The sequence below is a fragment of the uncultured Psychroserpens sp. genome (genome assembly GCF_947501425.1).
Taxonomy (GTDB): Bacteria; Bacteroidota; Bacteroidia; order Flavobacteriales; family Flavobacteriaceae; genus Psychroserpens.
Genome location: NZ_CANMVN010000004.1, coordinates 54,367 through 74,191 on the forward strand (window position 1 = coordinate 54,367; position 19,825 = coordinate 74,191).

The 19,825-nt window shown below is 34.7% G+C and carries 10 protein-coding genes; all 10 read left to right on the forward strand.

Annotated elements, in window-relative coordinates; all coding sequences use genetic code 11:
* The first annotated feature begins 42 nt into the window (after nt 1-42).
* The 10 genes from Q0951_RS07045 (at nt 43) to Q0951_RS07090 (ending at nt 19,825) form a co-directional block, all read left to right on the forward strand.
* Nucleotides 43-1,875 carry a gliding motility-associated C-terminal domain-containing protein gene (locus Q0951_RS07045; protein ID WP_299335793.1) on the forward strand — a complete coding sequence of 611 codons (1,833 nt, stop codon included), beginning with the start codon at nt 43-45 and terminating at the stop codon, nt 1,873-1,875.
* A 22-nt stretch (nt 1,876-1,897) separates the two neighbouring features.
* Complete coding sequence (locus Q0951_RS07050) at nt 1,898-2,200, forward strand: hypothetical protein (protein ID WP_299335795.1); 303 nt, start codon at nt 1,898-1,900, stop codon at nt 2,198-2,200.
* Between the two features lie 223 nt (nt 2,201-2,423).
* The gene (locus tag Q0951_RS07055) at nt 2,424-7,268 is read left to right on the forward strand and encodes a T9SS type B sorting domain-containing protein (protein WP_299335796.1); all 4,845 of its coding nucleotides are present in this window, start codon (nt 2,424-2,426) and stop codon (nt 7,266-7,268) included.
* Between the two features lie 71 nt (nt 7,269-7,339).
* Complete coding sequence (locus Q0951_RS07060; RefSeq protein ID WP_299335798.1) at nt 7,340-9,670, forward strand: choice-of-anchor L domain-containing protein; 2,331 nt, start codon at nt 7,340-7,342, stop codon at nt 9,668-9,670.
* Nucleotides 9,671-9,744: 74 nt separating this feature from the next.
* Nucleotides 9,745-13,617 (forward strand): hybrid sensor histidine kinase/response regulator transcription factor, encoded by a 3,873-nt coding sequence (locus Q0951_RS07065; RefSeq protein WP_299335800.1) that lies wholly within the window; start codon nt 9,745-9,747, stop codon nt 13,615-13,617.
* Between the two features lie 364 nt (nt 13,618-13,981).
* On the forward strand, nt 13,982-15,697 hold the full coding sequence (locus Q0951_RS07070) for a tail fiber domain-containing protein (protein WP_299335802.1): 1,716 nt from the start codon (nt 13,982-13,984) through the stop codon (nt 15,695-15,697).
* A 4-nt stretch (nt 15,698-15,701) separates the two neighbouring features.
* Entirely contained in the window at nt 15,702-16,673 is a 972-nt protein-coding gene (locus Q0951_RS07075) for a hemagglutinin protein (protein ID WP_299335804.1), read from the forward strand.
* Between the two features lie 10 nt (nt 16,674-16,683).
* The gene (locus tag Q0951_RS07080) at nt 16,684-17,478 is read left to right on the forward strand and encodes a T9SS type A sorting domain-containing protein (protein ID WP_299335806.1); all 795 of its coding nucleotides are present in this window, start codon (nt 16,684-16,686) and stop codon (nt 17,476-17,478) included.
* A gap of 16 nt (nt 17,479-17,494) precedes the next feature.
* A complete protein-coding gene (locus Q0951_RS07085) occupies nt 17,495-17,908 on the forward strand; it encodes a lipocalin family protein (protein WP_299335808.1) in 414 nt (137 codons plus the stop codon).
* 12 nt (nt 17,909-17,920) lie between these two features.
* The gene (locus Q0951_RS07090) at nt 17,921-19,825 is read left to right on the forward strand and encodes a tail fiber domain-containing protein (protein ID WP_299335810.1); all 1,905 of its coding nucleotides are present in this window, start codon (nt 17,921-17,923) and stop codon (nt 19,823-19,825) included.

The window sequence follows — 19,825 nt, forward strand, 5'->3', positions numbered from 1 at the left end:
AATCATGTAAATTGTTATTCTAAAGTTCGTTAAATGAGGTTTTTGAAATCCATAATGGTTATAGCATCTATTGTTTTTACAATATCCTCATCTGCACAAGACATCAATTTATTCGAACAGTACAACGGTCGATATGATTATATAGCCATAGGCAATACACTTAATCCTTTTGAAAACAATCTTGATTTTAGCTTTTGTTTTCCATTAGAATCATCAAGTGCTACATTAAACTTATCGTCCTCAGCTACAATTGTTTCTGCATATTTGTATTGGGCTGGTTCTGGAACAGGTGATGCTAATGTCACACTTAATGGTCTCCCAATTGATGCTGAAGACATATACACTGTTGATTATACAGAACCTTTTAGTGAAACGCTTACCTATTTTTCTTGTTATGCAAATATTACCGATATGATAATTTCCGAAGGTAATATTTCTTACGAACTCGCCGATCTTGATATTACAGAAGCACTAACTAATACACCAGGATATTGCAGTAATCGAACAAATTTTGCAGGTTGGAGTATCTACATCATTTATGAAGATGACAGCCTTCCTCTTAATCAATTGAACCTGTATCAAGGTCTTGAGATCATCAACAGAAATAATCAGGAAAAAACCATTGTAATTGATAACCTGAATGTCATCGATAATGAAGGCGCAAAAATTGGTTTTTTAGCTTGGGAAGGTGATAATAGTTTAAATTTTGGAGAAAGTCTATCTATTAATGATAATGTGCTTTCTAATCCACCGTTAAATTTAAGTGATAATGCTTTTAACGGAACCAACAGCTTTACAAATTCCAACACATTTTATAATGCTGATCTGGATGTTTATAATATTCAGGATAATATAAATATTGGTGACACCAATGCGACCATAAAATTAACAACAGGTGATTTTGATGAATTTGGCGTTTTTAGAGCAGATCTTATTATTATCAATAATATAGTTACCGTACTCAATAGCCAGTTACCTGATGCAACGATTGCTCTGGATAATTATGTTGTTAATTGTGGTGATAGAACTATTGTGATTGATTTTACAGTGTTTAATACTAATAGTACTGATTCATTACCTGCCAACACACCAATTGCATGCTATGCAGATGGTGTAAACATTGGTCAAACCCAAACAGAGAATGAGATTCCCATTGGAGGCTCTGAGAGTGGTTCTATAACCTTGATGCTTCCTGATAGTGTTGATGATATATTCTTACTAACTCTGTCTGTTGACGATGACGGAACAGGCAATGGCATTGTCACCGAGATCAATGAGAACAACAATATAGATGATGCACTCGTTGAACTTTTAGTTGTACCACCTATTCAAACTTTACCTGATCAAATAGCCTGTAATGAAGGGTTTAATAGTGGATCTTTCAATTTGGTTGAATTGATTTCTGAAATTCTAATTACTGAAGAAGAGATCAAATTTTTTGAATCTTTAGAAGATCTTGAGGCTAACACCAATGATATTATAAATCCTGAAAATTTTTCTAATACATCCAATCCCCAAACCATCTATGTGAGAGTCAATAATCCACCATGCTACGAAGCTTATAGTTTTGAAGTTTCGGTAGAAAATTGTCCGCCTTATGTTCCTCAAGGTTTTTCACCAAATGATGATGGAGTAAACGATTGGTTTAACATACAAGGCTTGTATGATATTTTTGAACAGCATGAACTGAAAATTTTCAATCGTTATGGCACTTTGATCTTTGAAGGTGATAATGATAAAAAATGGTATGGACTTATCAATAGAGGATTGAATAACCATGGAAAGTTAGTACCTGTAGGCACATACTTCTACGTGCTTAATCCTAACGACACCAATTATCAACCTGTAGTAGGTTGGGTATATGTGAATTATTAAACCTTTTAACTCCTAACCTCAAATGAGAGAATTATGTTTTAAAATCAAGCTACAGGAAGAAATAGCTCCAATTAAAGAAGACATTCTAATTGATGAAATAATTGATTTTGCACTACAGAATAAGGTTTCCGTAGGAGGCAATTTCAATAGTGGTTTTTGCTTTTGTGTAGATCATAATAACGTGTTACCTAAAAAATTAAAAACAGAGAGTATTAGATTTTTTAGGGATAAATTCACAAAGCAAATCAGTGAAATAAAATTTAAGATTTTCAATGAAAGTGTAAATATGTTCACCACAACTGAAATTATAAAAATAGATTATTAGTCTGCTCTGTCAATTGTCAAATAAAAATACACTTAACTCTCAAAAACTATCATTATATCTAAAATTGATAGAGCATACGGATTAAATGTTAAAATTTAATGTATTTCATCGTGTTTTTTTGTATTTCGTCTTAATTACACCTATTTTTCCACCCAATAGGATATCAATATCACATGTGCCCCAAACTAACCACTATTGATGCCATAAACTTAACCGCTTGCAAATGACGTTTATTAAAAAATCCCTCCACATATTCGCATGTCTACTATGCTGCATTGTTAGTGCACAACAAATTAGTATCAATAACTCGTTTACAGAGCAAGAACTCATAGAAAACAATCTTATTCAAGGCTGTGTAGAAACCTCTAATATTCAATCTCAAGTTAATGGTCAGGTTAACGGCTTTAACAGCTTTGCCTATTTTGAGCGTGCTGGATCAAATTTTCCTTTTGAAAACGGTATTATGCTATCAACAGGTAATGCAACTTCTGGAGGAAATACAGTAAACACTGCTATATTAAATGAAGGACAACCTAATTGGACAACAGATCCGGATCTGGAGACTGCATTGGGAATTTCAGGTACTTTAAATGCAACATCTATAGAATTTGATTTTGTTTCAGTTGCCAATCAAATACAGTTTAATTACATTTTAGCTTCCGAAGAATACTTCGGAAATTTCCCATGTCAGTATTCTGATGGCTTCGCTTTTCTAATCAAAGAGGCTGGTACAAATGATCCTTATGTCAACATAGCTGTAATTCCAGGAACCTCAACTCCTGTAAATACAAATACTATTCACGACGAGATTGTTGGATTTTGTGATGCTTCAAATGGACAATTCTTTGATGGTTATAATTTAGGAGATACCAATTATAATGGTCGTACTACAGTAATGACTGCCAGCACAAGCATACAACCTAATGTACAATATCATATAAAGTTAATTATAGCTGATCAAACTGATAGAAATTATGACTCTGCCGTATTTATTGAAGGTAACAGTTTCAACTCTACCGTTGATCTTGGTGCAGATATTCAGACCTGTGCAGATGTTGTTAGTCTAGATGGAAATATTGACAATCCACTTGCTACATATTCATGGTTTCTAAACAATAACGAAATTCCTGGTGAAGTACAACCAACACTCGATGTAACTCAATCTGGTGAATATCATGTAGCAATTGAAATTCCCTTAGCAGGTTCTACCTGTCTTATAGAAGATACTGTCAACGTTACCTTAAGTTCTACACAATCTGCAGGTTCAATTTCCAATTATGAACTTTGTGATGATGCTAGTGCAGATAACATTGAAACTTTTGATCTTTCAACTAAAGACACCGAAGTTTTAGCTGCAGTTCCAGCATCAACGTATTCAATATCTTATCATTTAACAGCTAATGATGCTCAAAATGGATTAAATGCCATTTCAGGAACATTTCAGAATACATCAAATCCACAAACCATATTTGTTAGAATTGAAGACACCACCAATGGATGTCTCGCTTTTCAAAATTTTGATCTTATTGTAAATGCTTTACCTGTTATTACTCAACCTACAATTCTATTAACTTGTGATGACGCAACAGGTGACGGGTTTACAACAATAGATCTTTCACAAAAAGATGATGAGATAACTAACGGGAATTTTGATTTGGCAGTGACGTATCACTATACACAAAATGATGCTGATAGTGGTACAAATGCAATTCCGTTACCTTATGTAAATACTAACTCAACAGAAACTCTATTTGTTAATGTTACCAATATTAATACTGGTTGTTCAACTACAACCACACTTGATATAGAAGTATTGAACAATCCTGTGATAAACACAAATAATCATTATATCGATGCCTGTGATACGGATCATGATGGATTTGCAACTTTTGACCTCACCTCTATTGTAGATGATGTATTAGAAGGTATAACTGGTGTTAATGTAACGTTTCATGAAACACAGGAAGATGCAGATCTTGGTATAAATGCTGTAGCAAATTCAACCAACTATGCCAACACCGTCATTAATGAGCAAACACTTTATATACGAGTAGAAGACGCCAATACTGGCTGTGCCTCTACAACTCCAATAGAGATTCATACCAATCTTCTTTTAACGGCAACACACATTAGAGATTTCACTAGATGTGATGAAGATAACGATGGATATGAAGAATTTATTTTTACAAATATCTCTACGGCAATCATTAATGATGTTGAGGAAGTTATGGAATACAACATCGATATCGATTACTATTTAACTGAAACTGACAGGGACAATCAAATCAATCCTATTGATACATCTGTGCCTTTTGCACCAACGTCTAATCCGCAAACCATATTCATTACTTTAACGAGCCCGTCATGTCAGGAAGTCTCACAATTTGACTTGGTATTATTACCTATTATTGAATTTGAACCTATTGAAGATCAAACCGTGTGTGATATTGATCAAGACGGATTTACACTTATTGATCTAAGTCAGTTTGATGCACTTGTAACAAACAATCAAACCTCAGAATTTACAGTCACTTATTTTGCTTCTGAAGATGATGCAAACAACAATGTAAATCCGTTACCAACCCAATATAACAACGTTTCAAATCCTGAAACCTTTTACACAAGAATTACAGCTAATGTAAATTCCTGTTCAGATATTAACAGCTTCGAAATTGAAGTTTTACCAGCACCACTCTCTAATCAACCCACAGATATCATTATTTGTGATGATGATCAGGATGGCGTCTTCATTGTTGATTTAGAGACTAAAATCTCTGAAGTAGTCAACGATACAACTGATAGAGCTATTACATTTCACAATACACAAAGTGATGCTGATAGCAATACAAATCCTATTTCATCTACCTCATCATACGCTGCAAATACACAAACCGTATTTGTAAGAGTTGAAAATACAATTACAGGCTGTCACTCAACAGAAAGTTTTGAGATCATAGTGAATACACTTCCAAATTTTACTGCAATTTCTAATTATAAAATTTGCGAAGATACTAGTGATGGTATTGGAGACTTTATCTTTTCAACTAAAGATATAGAGATCTTAAATGGGCAAACAGGTAAAGAAGTATTTTACTTTTTAAACCAAACAGATGCAGATAATAATACTAATGCAATAGACAAAACTACTGCTTACCAAAATATATCAAACCCACAAACCATAATTGTTAGAGTTGAAAACATTACTGATTCTGATTGTTATGATACGACTTCTTTTATCATTGAAGTAGGAACAAATCCTCTATACAATACACCAACCGATTGGTTTGTTTGTGATGACATACTGAACGACGGAAGTGAAACGTTTGATCTTAATGATAAAATTCAGGAAATTTCAGAAGGTATAAATGATACCTTAGATGTCACATTTTACACCTCATTATCTGACGCTGAAAATTTAAACAATCCTATCCCGCTTCAGTTTAACAATACCGTAAATCCGCAGCAAATCTTTGCAGTTATTGATAATGGTACCATATGTAATTCCATTACTAGTTTTGAACTAAATGTAATTCAATCTCCTGAAGCTAATCCAGCTTTACCAATGACAATGTGTGACGATGATTATGACGGCTTCACGGTTTTTGATATTACACAAGCAGAATTTGACATTCTAGACGTGAGACAAGATGATATTACAGTCACCTATTTTGAAACTATAGAAGATCTGGAAGCAGACACTAATGCCATTCAAAATCCTGGAGCATATACCAACATCTCTAATCCGCAAACTGTATTCATTAAGATCAATAATACAATCTCAAACTGCTTCGTAACAGTACCATTAGAATTGAATGTCAATCTACCTCCTGCTATCAATGATTTTGGATCATACTCTATTTGTGACAATGAAACGAATACAACAGACCTGTCAGAGATTAACTCTATATTACTTGCTGAAACTGAAAATGTATTAGTATCCTACTACATTTCTGATGCTGATGCAAGACATCAAGAAAATGCATTAGATAACGTCTATTCATATCAAACCAATAATGATACCTTGTTTGCAAGAGTTGAATTTACAACAACATTGTGTTTCGCTGTTTATCAATTCAACTTACAGGTCAATCCTTTACCTAATGCAAATCAGCCCTCAAATCTAGAAGATTGTGATGATGACTTTGATGGCTTTTTAGTTTTTGATCTCTCACAACAAAACACACAAATTTTAGGTGGTCAGAACCCTAATATCTTTACAGTGTCTTATTACACAGATGACATTTTAGCCGAAGAAGGCGTAGGTGATTTAGGAAACACATATGAAGCCATATCAAACGAAATCATTTATGCTCGTGTGGAGAACACCACAACAGGATGCTATAGCATTACACAGTTTGAAACCATTGTACACCCAAAACCAGTTGTTGATATTAATGATCAGTTTATTTGTTTAGATAATTTACCACATCTAGTATCAGCAAATACAAATAATATAGGAGACACCTATTTATGGTCTACAAATGAAACTACTCCTGAGATTGAAATAACTGAAATTGGCACCTATTCGGTTACAGTAACTTCACCATTTGGTTGCGCAACAACCAGAGTATTTACAATTTCAGAATCTGAAGCTGCTACAATAGAAATTACAGAAACGGTTGACTTTTCCGATCCTAATAATATTACGGTTACTGTTAGTGGTATAGGAAATTACCTCTATCAGTTAGATGATAATCCACCACAGGATAATGGTTTCTTTCAAAATGTAAGTCTTGGTTACCACACCATCACTATTATCGATCTTAATGGTTGTGCAGAAGTATCTAAAGAAATCGTTGTTATTGATGCACCAAAATTTTTCACACCTAATAATGATGGGTATTTCGATACATGGCATATTACAGGTGTGGAGACCTTAACCGGAACTGTAGTATATATTTATGATCGCTATGGAAAACTACTTAAAACATTAGATTCTGACGATAAAGGTTGGGATGGTTTTTATAACGGAAACCTAATGCCTGCCAATGATTATTGGTTTGTTGCCGATGTTAAAAAAGATAACATCGCATTTCAGGTCAAAGGTCATTTTACTTTGCGACTATAAAAGTAATCTTAACACTTTTTAAGGTTTAACAACAGCATCTATACGTATCTTTGCAATCGGAAAAATTGCAAATGAAATTCGCTGTAAATATTCTTTGTTTTCTATTCACTGTGATGTCTTTTAGTCAAAACATTACAGTAGATAGTCAATCCTTTTCAGCTCAACAATTAGTTGAAGACATTCTTATTGATAGTGATTGTATTGACAATGTTCTAGTGACAAATGTGGTTGGTGGCAATTTTGGAAATTCAGATCAAAGCTATGGTTTTTTTGATGCTACAGGCACCACATTTCCTTTTGAAACAGGAATCGTTTTAAGTACTGGCAGATTATCTAATGTGCCTGGACCTAATACAACGCTTAGTGATGATGATGCAACGGACTGGGCTGGTGATTCTGAACTTGAATCCATACTGAACGAAACCAATACACTAAATGCCACAATCTTAGAATTTGACTTTACCTCTGTGGCTACAGAAATTAGTTTTAGATATATTTTTGCTTCTGAAGAATATCAGGAAGGAAATCCTAATACTTGTAATTTCTCCGATTTGTTTGGATTTTTAATTCGACCTGTTAATGGACAACAATACACTAATATTGCTATAGTTCCAGGCACCAATACACCTGTAAAAGTAACTACTGTTCATCCTGATATTCCTGGTGGATGCCCTGCAGAAAACGAAGCCTATTTTGAAAGTTTTAATGGTGATGTGAGTCCGATTAATTTCAACGGACAAACAAAAATACTTACGGCTACAGCGCAAGTTATTCCCAATGAGACTTATCACGTAAAACTAGTGATTGCTGATGAGCAAAACTTTAGATTTGACTCAGCAGTATTTCTGGAAGCAGGAAGTTTCAGACTTTCAACAGATCTTGGACCAGATCGTTTGGTCGCTAATGGTACTGCCATATGTGGTAACGACACCTATCAAATCCAAACCAACGAATCAGGTAATAACAATACTTACAAATGGTTTAAAGACGGTGTAGAATTATTAGCTGAAACAGGAACTACATTAGACGTTTCCGAAGCTGGGATTTACAACGTTGAAATCACAAAAGATACTTGTGTTCTCTTTGGCGAAGTGATTATAGAGTACGCAGAAAACCCAATTGTTTTTGATTCTATTCTAACAGAATGCGATCAAAATCAGGATGGCTTAACGTTTTACAACTTGTATGATGTAGAACCTCTGGTGACTAATAATGATTCATCTATTTTTATCAGCGACTTTTTCCTCACCCAAAATGACGCCGAACAGAATATAAATGCCATAGTTGGTGGAAATACCTTTGAGAATACTACACCTTTTCAAACCGTATATGCCAGAGTTGAGAATCAGGCGAATTGCTTTAGTATTGCCCAAGTAGAACTTCAAATCTCAAATACTACCATTAGCATCCCTCCTCTTGAAGTTTGCGATGGTGATACTGTTGACGGATTTGCGAGTTTTGACCTCAACGAGATTACAGCGACGATTGCATCTCAAATTCCGATGGATGCTGAAGTCACATTCTATGAAACTGAAGCAGATGCATTTTCAGAGACCAATACCATATCTGGCACATTTCAGAATACAACTCCGAATACGCAAACCATTTTTGTAAAAGTAGTGAGTAATGATCAGTGCTATTCTATTACTACTGCTGAATTGATCGTACTTTACACACCTGTATTACAAGCTAATGAGACTGTAATTTATTGTCTGAATACCTTTCCGGAAACCCTAACGCTTGTTGGTGGTGTATTAAATGATCTACCCAACAATTACTATTACGAATGGTTATTCAATGGAAGTCCCACAGCAGTAAATACAACATTTAATGACATAAATGAACCAGGAACCTATACTGTTATCGTCACAGATCCCAATGGTTGTTCGTCGAGCAGAACAATTACAGTATTGGCTTCAAATCTTGCTACTATTGATGATATCATCATTTCCGAAGGAACTACCAACAATACGGTAACTGTTGAAGTTTCAGGAGAAGGCGATTACGAATTTGCTCTAGATGATCCTGAGGGTAATTATCAAGGGGACAATACATTTTTAAATGTGTCACCTGGGTTTCACACGGTTTTTGTAAGAGATCTCAATGGTTGTGGCATTGTTGAGCAAACCATTTCGGTACTTGGCTTTCCGAAATTTTTCACGCCTAATGGTGATTCATTTAATGAGCGCTGGCAAGTGTATGGTGTCAATTCAGATTTTAACCAAGGTACAGATATTAAAATCTTTAATCGCTACGGAAAATTACTAACACAGTTTAATAACAGCAGTGCTGGATGGGATGGTACACTAAATGGACAACCCCTTCCAAGCGATGACTATTGGTTTGTAGTCACTTTAATTGATGGCAGAACCTTTTCTGGCCACTTTGCATTAAAGAGATAACTAGCTGTTAGCTAAATCATCTCACTTTTATTTCGCTTTTATTACTTAACTTTAAGTTCAAATATTAGTTATTGATGATTCGTATTGTTACTATCATTCTTCTTTTTGTAAGTTTTAGTGCTTTTGCTCAAGATTCAAAACAAGTATCGTTTCGTGAATTAACAGTAGCAGAAGGTCTATCACAAAATAGTGTGGTTAGTATTGCTCAGGATACTACAGGTTATATGTGGTTTGCTACTCAAGACGGACTCAACAAATACGATGGTAGAACATTCTCTTTTTTCAATAAACAATTTGAAGATGTCACAAGACCAACCTACAGCAAGCTGGGAAAATTATATGTAGACAAACAGGATAACCTATGGATTATCAGTAACTCAGGTCACCTTGAAAAATTTAATCGTGACACTCAAAAGTTTACATTCATTCCTAAGATTAATAATGCTAGTATTATTGTTCAAAATTCTGAAAACAATTATTACATCGGAACCTTTGGAAATGGTCTATACAAGATAAATTCGAAATCAAATGACACGCTTAAAGTATTCGATAGTCAGCTTAAACAGTTAAACATCTATGATATAATTGAATTTGACAATACACATTACATCGCTACATCTACACAACTTTTTAAAATCACAAATAATAATCTGGAGCCAGTGCGTATTGAAAATAATCACAAAAACTTCAGTGCCGTTACGACATCAAAAGACGAAACCATTTGGTTAGGTAGCTTTGAGAATGGTCTGTTTTATAAATCTAAAGATGCACAAACGTTTAAAAAATTTAGACATCCTAAATTACCTGAAACACTAAATATCCAGGATATATTGACTGACACCAGTAATAATCTATGGATAGCAACCTACGGAAATGGTTTATACATTGTAGATATTGAAAAAAATAGCGTTGCACATTTCAGTGAAAATAAAGACGACCCTTATGCCTTACAATACAATGATGTATTATGTCTGTTTCAAGATTATACTGGTACTGTTTGGTTAGGTACTGATGGCGCTGGATTAAGCTATTATGATGAGCATCTCACTAAATTTAATAGAATTACAAATGATCAAACTCCTAAAGATATACCAGTAGATGTTGCAAGAGCAATTGCTTACGATGATGAAAAAACCATATGGATTGGTACTTCAGGAAAAGGCTTAACAGCGATCAATCTAGATAAAGACATTTATAGATCATATACTACAAAAAACACATCACTCAATAGTAACCGGATTATGAGTTTGTTATTTGATGATGATTTGTGGATTGGGCATCAAGGTGAAGGGTTACAAGTTTTAGAGTCTAATGGTAATATTTCAACAATTGATGCATTACAAAACGAAACAATTTGGAAGATCATAAAACATGCACCAAATCAGTTTTGGTTGTGTACAAGAGATAGTGGTATTATACTTTATGAAAAGAACAATGGTGTAATACAGCAATATAATACTGACAATTCAGCGTTAACCTCTAACAATATTAGAACCATAGAAAAGGGATCTAGTGATGACATTTGGATTGGAAGTGAAAACAACGGGCTCTTTCTTTTAAATACAAAAACCAAGCAAATTGAATCTGTAAATGAAATTCCTGACAAAATAAAATCTCTATATTATGATGACAATGTTTTATGGATAGGCACCAATGGTAATGGTATTAAGGCATTTTATCCTTTAAATAAAAGCATTACAACGTACACGATTGAATATGGCTTATCTAACAATGTCATTTATGGTATTTTACCAGATGAAAACGGGAATTTATGGTTGAGTTCTAACAAGGGAATTACACGATTTAATCCAAAGGACAAACGAACATTTTATGCTGAAAACTATACTGAGAATAGTGGCTTACAATCCTTTGAATTTAACACAGGTGCCTATTTCAAAGCAGATGATGGCACATTGTTTTTTGGTGGACTTGAAGGAATCAATTGGTTTTCACCTAGTAATCTTACCAGCAATGAAGTCAAACCCAAAACTGTCATTTCTAAGTTTGAGATCTTTAACGAAGGTCAAGACATGACACCTATGGCCAAATTTCGTCATAATCAAAATACACTAACATTTACATTTGCCAGCTTACACTTTTCTGAACCTTCAAAAAACTTATATCGCTATAAATTGCTCAACCACGATGAAGATTGGTCCAAACCAAGTTATAATAATGTAGCACATTACACCAACTTACCTCCCAACGAATATAAGTTTTTAGTTACATCGAGTAACTATGAAGGTATTTGGAATAAGACACCTACCCGTTATTCATTTGAAATATTAAAACCTTGGTATAAAACAAACCTAGCATACACTATATACGGACTCCTGCTAATTTTAGGTATCTATGCTGTATTCAGTTATTTTAAATTTAAGTGGAAATTAGAAACACAATTCAGATTGGAGCATGCCGAAACTGAACGACTGAAACAACTGGACGAATTCAAAACAAAACTCTACACTAATATTTCCCACGAATTCAGAACACCATTAACCCTCATCTCAGGCCCAATAGATCATCAATTATCTAAAGACACATTAGAACCACAAGACCGTAAAGAGCTCAATCTGGTCAAACAAAATGCAAACAGGTTGCTTAATCTGGTAAATCAAATGCTGGATTTATCATTGATAGATTCGGGACAATTACGCTTGCAGGTTACAGAAGGGAACCTTAACATTCTTCTCAAACAAATCGTAGCTGCTTTTCAGTATAAAGCTGATGAGAAACACATTAATATTATCAGTACTATAAATAACCTAGATCAGGTATGGTTTGATGTAGATTCTATAGAAAAGATCGTCTCTAATTTATTGTCAAATGCTATAAAATATGCTCCAGAACACAGCAAAATAATTATAGATGCCAATGATCAGGATCATAATTTAGTGTTATCGATAATCAACGTAAACATAAGCATATCTAAAAGCAACTTTGCAAAACTATTTCAACGCTTTTATCAGGATAATGAAGCCTCTGAAGGTGTAGGAGTTGGTTTGGCTCTTGTGAAAGAGTTAGTAAATTTATCAAAAGGTAATATCACTGCTAATACGGTCGATAATGATAAAGTTCAATTTACGGTCACCTTACCTATTCATAAAACTGCTTTTGATACTTCGGAAATTAAAATTCAAAGTGATACCGAACCTCGGTCAAATGAAACAGATGCGCAATCAAATGAAAATAACGATTCACCCGTTTTATTAATAGTAGAAGATGATAATGATATAAGAGCTTTTGTAGCTTCCATTTTTAAAAATTCCTATACAATTGTTGAAGCTGAAAATGGCAAAGCTGGTATTGATACAGCTTTAAAATACATACCAGATATTATTATTAGTGATGTTATGATGCCTGTACAAGATGGTATTGCACTCTGTAACACCTTAAAATACAATGAACTCACAAGTCATATTCCTATCATACTTCTAACAGCCAAAGTGGGTGAAGAAAACGAAATAGAAGGTTTAAAAACTGGAGCCGACGCTTATATCACAAAACCTTTTAATAGCGAAAAATTAGAGTTAAGAGTAAAAAAACTCATTGAAAACAGACAACAACTACAAAAGCACTTTAGTAAAGATTTTAACATTAATCCTGAACTATCCATCACCTCTACCGAAGCTGATTTTTTAAAGCGTTTAAAAACTGTTCTCGATGACAAAATCACAGACTCAGATTTTACAAGTGAAGCATTTTCTATTGCTATGAACATGAGTCGAACACAACTACACAGGAAATTAAAAGCCATTGTAGGAATGAGTGCTTCGGAATTTATAAGATCCCAACGTTTAAAATTAGCCATTGAACTTCTAAAAAAGTCTGATGCTACTACTTCTGAGATTGCCTATCAAGTTGGATTTAACACACCATCATACTTCATCAAGTGTTTCAAAGACGTATACAATTGTACGCCAAGCGACTATAATCTGAAAAAATAAAAATTACAATCACCTTATTTTCAGCATATTAAAACTTAATATTACAATATGTTACATATGTTTCATGCTTTGAAACATATCTTGTATTCTCAACAATGACTTCCCTATAATTTTACATCCATAAAGAATTCAATAGCTAACTAACATGGATAATCATCCAAAAAAAAAAGATGAAACGATATACCTAAGTATCGATCATTTAAAAGAGGGTTCCTATAAACTCAATTTATTATTAAAGAATGAAATTATTAAAACTATAAAATTCATTAAAGAATAAAACGAAGCTATTAATCAATTGAGAAAAGGAGACAACAAATAAAACGTGGAGTTAGCGTTGTTTCCTTTTCTATTTAAAAATCACATCATGAAATCAAAATTCACAATACTTATTCTATTATTAACCTGCTTAAGTTATGCTCAAAACGGTATCAACTATAAGGCAGTTATTAAGGACAATATTGGAAATGTTCTAGTTAATGAAAACATTTTTGTTCAATTTGCCATACTTGAAGGAGGTTCTACAAATGTATACACAGAAACTCATGCTCCTACAACCGATGAAAATGGTATAATTATAATTAACATTGGTGAAGGCACTCCTACCTCAGGAAATTTTTCAACTATAGATTGGGGAAGTAATGACCATTCTCTTAATGTACAAATTAATACAGGCTCTGGATTTGTTGACATGGGTACCACAGAATTTAAATCAGTACCATATGCTAAAGTAGCAGACAAGGCTATGTCCTCAGAAGCTATTGAATTGCCGTACTATGACAACACCACCTTATCAAATGGCGCCGCATTTCATATTCACAATACGAGTACCAATGCATCCTACGGTTTGGTAGGAACAACAGGATCAGATGGAGCGACTATTCCTGCAAATCGAGCTGGTGTTTTAGGATATTCAACTAATGCTCATGGCGTTTATGGGTTTTCTAAAAATAGCTTTTATGCTGGTGTTCAAGGTGTGTCCGAGTCAGTAGATGGTGTTGGTGTACAAGGATATGGCTTTGGAGGCGGAGTTGGAGGTCATTTTTACACAACACTATCAGGTACAGCAGCATTAACTACCGGACAAGGTAATGTTGGTATTGGTGTTGATGAACCAGAAGAAAAAATGCATGTGGCAGGTAATCTCCTTATTCAATCTAATGTGGGAGCTTTACTTTTAGGTTTTCCTGATAATGGAAATCTATGGCGATTTAGCACCACAAATGCCGGAGCAGACTTACTATTTCGTTCAAAACCTAGTGGTAGTAATTCTTTTAGTACACGTTTTAAGTTTAATCAAAGTGGAGAGTTTCAAATAGGAACAAGTGCAACACCTTCTGCATGGGCACATATTAGAAATAATTCTGGACTTACTAAACCACATCTAAAACTTGAAGAAATTGGTAATGACTATGCAAGATTAGAACTAACTAACGACGTTACTAGTGGAGCATACTGGCACGTAGCTGGTTTACCTTCATCTACTGCAGCAAATGCTAGGTTAAATTTCTATTTTAGAAATGCCTCCGGAGCTGGAGATAAACTAACCATTACAGGTGATGGCAAAGTTGGCGTCGACGGTACCCCAACTGCAAGATTAGAGCTTTATCAAAAGGGGCAGGCTGTTGGGACAGGCTTACGCTTTGATGATGGCACAGCAAATAGTGACTGGGACATTACCCATGGTTTTTCACTTCGTTTTCATTACGGAGGAAATCTTAGAGGTTTTATTAATGCAAATACAGGTGCTTATACACAGTCCTCAGACGCCACCTTGAAATCAAACATAATTAATATGGATACTGTTCTTGCTAAAGTTAATTTACTAAGACCAACCTCCTATTTCTATAAGAGTGATTCGTCCAGAACTAAAGCACTAGGATTTATTGCTCAGGAGGTGAAATCTATTTTTCCTGAAGTGGTTCATTATTCTCAAGCAGATAATCTCTACGGAATTGATTATGGTTCCTTTAGTGTGATTGCAATAAAAGCCATCCAAGAACAGCAGGCCCTTATAGACAATCAACAAAAACAAATTGATGAGCTGAAATCATTAGTTCAAACATTAATAAATAAACAATAACATTATGAGAACACTTTCTAGCATCATACTCCTGTTTAGCGTCTTCATTCTGAATGCGCAAACCATAGTAAAATCCAGTATTGACTCTGGAGGCGCATCATCAACTTCAGGAAATATACAAATCGTTTATACCATTGGCGAAGTCAATGTTCAGGAATTAAGTACTTCAAGCATATCAATTTCCGAAGGCTTTATCAATGCAGAACTAAGAATTCTCATTGACCCAAAAGTATTTTTACAGGGACCATTATTAAACCCAGCTTCAGCCAATTTAATGAATGACAACTTACGAGAAGACGCTTTATTACCAACAACCAGTCCTTATCCAGATGCTGCTATGTGTAACGCTTCAGTATTTAGTGTTACAGGAAACAATGCCATTGTAGACTGGATCTGGATAGAACTGAGAGCTGCTAACGATAACCAACGTCTCATTAATGGCAGATCTGCATTAGTACAACGCGATGGTGATGTAGTAGATTTAGATGGAAGCTCCTCTGTAATCATGCAAGCTGCACCAACCAATTATTTTGTGGTTGTTAAACATAGAAATCATTTAGGAGCAATGAGCTCTGCTGTGATTAATTTGTCCGATACTACATCAACACTTGTAGATTTTACTGACACTAGTTTCTCAACTTTTGGAAGTAATGCACAAGTCGTTTTAAATTCAGGTGACACAGCATTATGGGCTGGTGATACAAACAATGATAATGCGATTGTCTTCTCTGGTAGTAACAACGATGTTAACGCCATCAAAGATTATATTCTTGCTGATCCTGGTAACATTTTAAACTTTATCACTTATGGCTCATTAGGTTACCTCATTCAGGATGCTGATCTAAATAGTACAGCAAGATTTTCGGGCTCACCAAACGATAGTAATATCATAAAGGATAATATTCTTAATCATCCTGCTAATATTCTTAATCTACCAACATTTATTATATCAACAACAGTTCCTCCAAACAATTAAAAAAGTTATTATGAAAAATCTTTACACATTACTCATTACATTAACAATAGCATATTCTGGATTTTCACAAGATTATCAATTTGGTATTGTTCATAACACAGACTATAATTTCTCAGTAGTAGCTGTACCAAGTTTTGATGGTACTAACACTGATATTTCAGATATAGGTTTTGCATTGATGCTACCAGCAGGAGATGCAGACATTATTAACGTTTCTCAATTTAACGGCAGAGATTGGACATCAAATCAGGTCACTGCAGCGCAACTTACTGGAGCTGGATTGGGTGATGGCACAAGAGATGCCTTTGTTCTGAATTTACCTCCTGGTCAAACACTATTATCTCATACGACAGATACACCATTTGTTCTGGTCTCTTTTGATATTAGTAATATGCCCACGTCTGGACTATTAGAACTTCTATCCAATACCGATCCAATAGCAATTGGATTAGGAGGTGCAGTGAATAGCTTCTACAATTCTAATATTGACAATACTACCACACAAGACTATTTTGGTGGTCTGGTACCAGGACAAGAAGATTTCATGCTAGAAACATTAAGTATCGATGACATCGAACTTGAAAACTACACCATAGCAGTGTACCCAAATCCTGCCGTTGATATTCTTCATGTATCTACAGAATTAGAAGTCCTTGAGCTTAAACTATATGATATCCTCGGAAAACAAGTCATCGCATTAAGAAACACGAAATCAATGACCGTGGAGCAATTACGCTCTGGTGCTTATTTCCTAAAAATTAAAACTATTGATGGCGTTGTTACCAAAAGAATTATCAAAGAATAATATAAACAAAAAACACATGAAAACGTTTATAAAACTTAGTGTATCCATAACGCTTCTATTTGCTTTCGGATGCAGCAATAATGATGACGGAAATAGTAACGACGGTGGAGAACAATCAACATTAGAATTATTGGTTTCAGGAAGATGGTATCAGGAATCAAAAACACCTGGTAGTTTTTCTACATGTGAAAAAAGCAGCTATATCGAGTTCTCAAATGAAACAGATATTGCACTTCACTTTTATAATGATGACTCTGGTCCTTGCGAATCTGAGGGCGTTGTCAATGCAAACTACAACTTATCGGGTAATACTTTAGAGATTAATGTTCCTGATGGAACAGTCACAGCTAACATTGTTTCTATTTCCGAAGATGAATTAATTGTTACTGCTGAAGATGAAACTGTTGTTTTTGATAAAACAGAAGGATAAAAACATGATATTATGGGCTTTTCGAAGAAAAATCACGAATACAAAAAAAATAACAGAACTATTGTAAGTAAAACTAAACTCACAATTACAGCCTGTTTGATAGCATTAGTTTCTATAGCTCAAACGGGAATTAATTATAAAGCACTGATCAAAGACACCAACGGAAACGCAATAATCAATCAAGGTATTGATATGGTATTCAATATCGAATTTGAAGGCGAATCTGCTTATAGCGAACTACAGGTCATTGTTACAGACAACAACGGAATTGCTATTGCAACTATTGGTACAGGATCTGCAATTAACGGAGATTTTGATACTATAGATTGGACTCGTGGTAATGCCGAACTTAATGTACAAATTGATTTTGGGGCTGGATTAGTAGATTTTGGAAATACTCCATTTAATGCAGTACCTTATGCATTAAACATCCTTAATCTAGAAGGACTAGAACGTGTCACCGAAAATGGAAATTCAGGTTGGCGATTATCAACATCAAATAACGCCAATCATGGTCCTATTGGAATAAATGCGTTAGATTTTTCTGAACAACCATTGCCAGTAGCTAATTCAGGAGCTACAGGAGAACTCTCTGTGGCTTTCGGACGGTATTCTCAGGCTATAGGATATTCGTCTTTTGCAATGGGAGATATTGCAAGCGCAGGTGGTGAACAATCGTTTGCCTTTGGTGAACAGAGTTCTTCTCCAGGTGATTTTTCTGTCTCAATGGGCTTCAACAACCTCACATCTGGAGATTACAGTAGCGCTTTGGGAAGAAGTAATTTAGCACGTGGAGATTTCTCTTTTGCAGTTGGAAGAAGTAATCAAATATCTAGTTCAAGCGAAGATGCTTTCGCTTTTGGACAATCTAATCTCATTAATGGAATTGGTTCGGTTGCTATTGGAATGGATAATTCAGTTACTCAACCTAATAGTTTTGCTTTTGGACAAAATAATGATATCAGTGAATATGGATACAGGTCTTTTGCTTTTGGTTATGGAAATGTAAATGATGCTCCTGATAGTTTTACTTTTGGCTATGAAAATATTGCTAGTGGATCATCCAGTATTGCTTTGGGATTTAGAGCGCAAGCTTTAGGAGCCACCTCGTTTGCACACGGGAATAACGTTACAGCCTACTCCCAACGAGAAATAGTATTTGGCTCATACAACACAACATACACACCTCAATCATATGGACCATTTGAAACAGATTTAAATCGACTATTTGTTGTTGCCAATGGAGGCTATACCCTCGGACAATTAATTCGTAGAAATGCATTAACCATCTTGAAAAATGGATACACTGGTATTGGTACAGATACACCACAAGAACGCTTACATATAAATGGTAGATTGCGCATTGGAACTGAAACCATTGAAGACACAGGAAGCAATCAATTGTCATTTAATGCTAGTCTCTTACCAGACGGTGATGATATAATGCGACTTGGAAATTCTAGCAATCGTTGGGTTGGAGTTTGGGCCGTAGATGGAACCATTAACACCTCTGACAGACGTGAAAAGAAAAACATCAGAAGTTTAAATTATGGGTTAACTGAAGTCTTACTTATGAATCCCGTAAGCTTCAAATGGAAAGACCGAGAAGATCAAGACACAAAACTGGGATTGATTGCCCAAGATCTCCAAAAACTTGTACCCGAAGTAGTAATTTCACATACATGGGAAAATAATAAGGTTACTGGAAAACTCACAAAAAAAGAATCAGATAGATTAGGTGTATACTATTCCGATTTAATCCCTGTACTCATTAAAGCCATTCAAGAACAACAAGAGATTATTAACAAACAACAGCTTGACAACGATCTTCAAAAAGCGGAGCTATCAGAACTAAAAGATAATTATCAATCCTTGTTGTCAAGGATAGAGATCATTGAGTCGAAAACTTCAAACTAA

Bases quoted from the DNA above. Each gene is read 5' to 3' on its own strand.
- Q0951_RS07065 (WP_299335800.1), top strand. From the start codon at position 9,745: ATGATTCGTATTGTTACTATCATTCTTCTTTTTGTAAGTTTTAGTGCT.
- Q0951_RS07080 (WP_299335806.1), top strand. From the start codon at position 16,684: ATGAAAAATCTTTACACATTACTCATTACATTAACAATAGCATATTCT.
- Q0951_RS07075 (WP_299335804.1), top strand. From the start codon at position 15,702: ATGAGAACACTTTCTAGCATCATACTCCTGTTTAGCGTCTTCATTCTG.
- Q0951_RS07060 (WP_299335798.1), top strand. From the start codon at position 7,340: ATGAAATTCGCTGTAAATATTCTTTGTTTTCTATTCACTGTGATGTCT.
- Q0951_RS07070 (WP_299335802.1), top strand. From the start codon at position 13,982: ATGAAATCAAAATTCACAATACTTATTCTATTATTAACCTGCTTAAGT.
- Q0951_RS07050 (WP_299335795.1), top strand. From the start codon at position 1,898: ATGAGAGAATTATGTTTTAAAATCAAGCTACAGGAAGAAATAGCTCCA.
- Q0951_RS07055 (WP_299335796.1), top strand. From the start codon at position 2,424: ATGACGTTTATTAAAAAATCCCTCCACATATTCGCATGTCTACTATGC.
- Q0951_RS07085 (WP_299335808.1), top strand. From the start codon at position 17,495: ATGAAAACGTTTATAAAACTTAGTGTATCCATAACGCTTCTATTTGCT.
- Q0951_RS07090 (WP_299335810.1), top strand. From the start codon at position 17,921: ATGGGCTTTTCGAAGAAAAATCACGAATACAAAAAAAATAACAGAACT.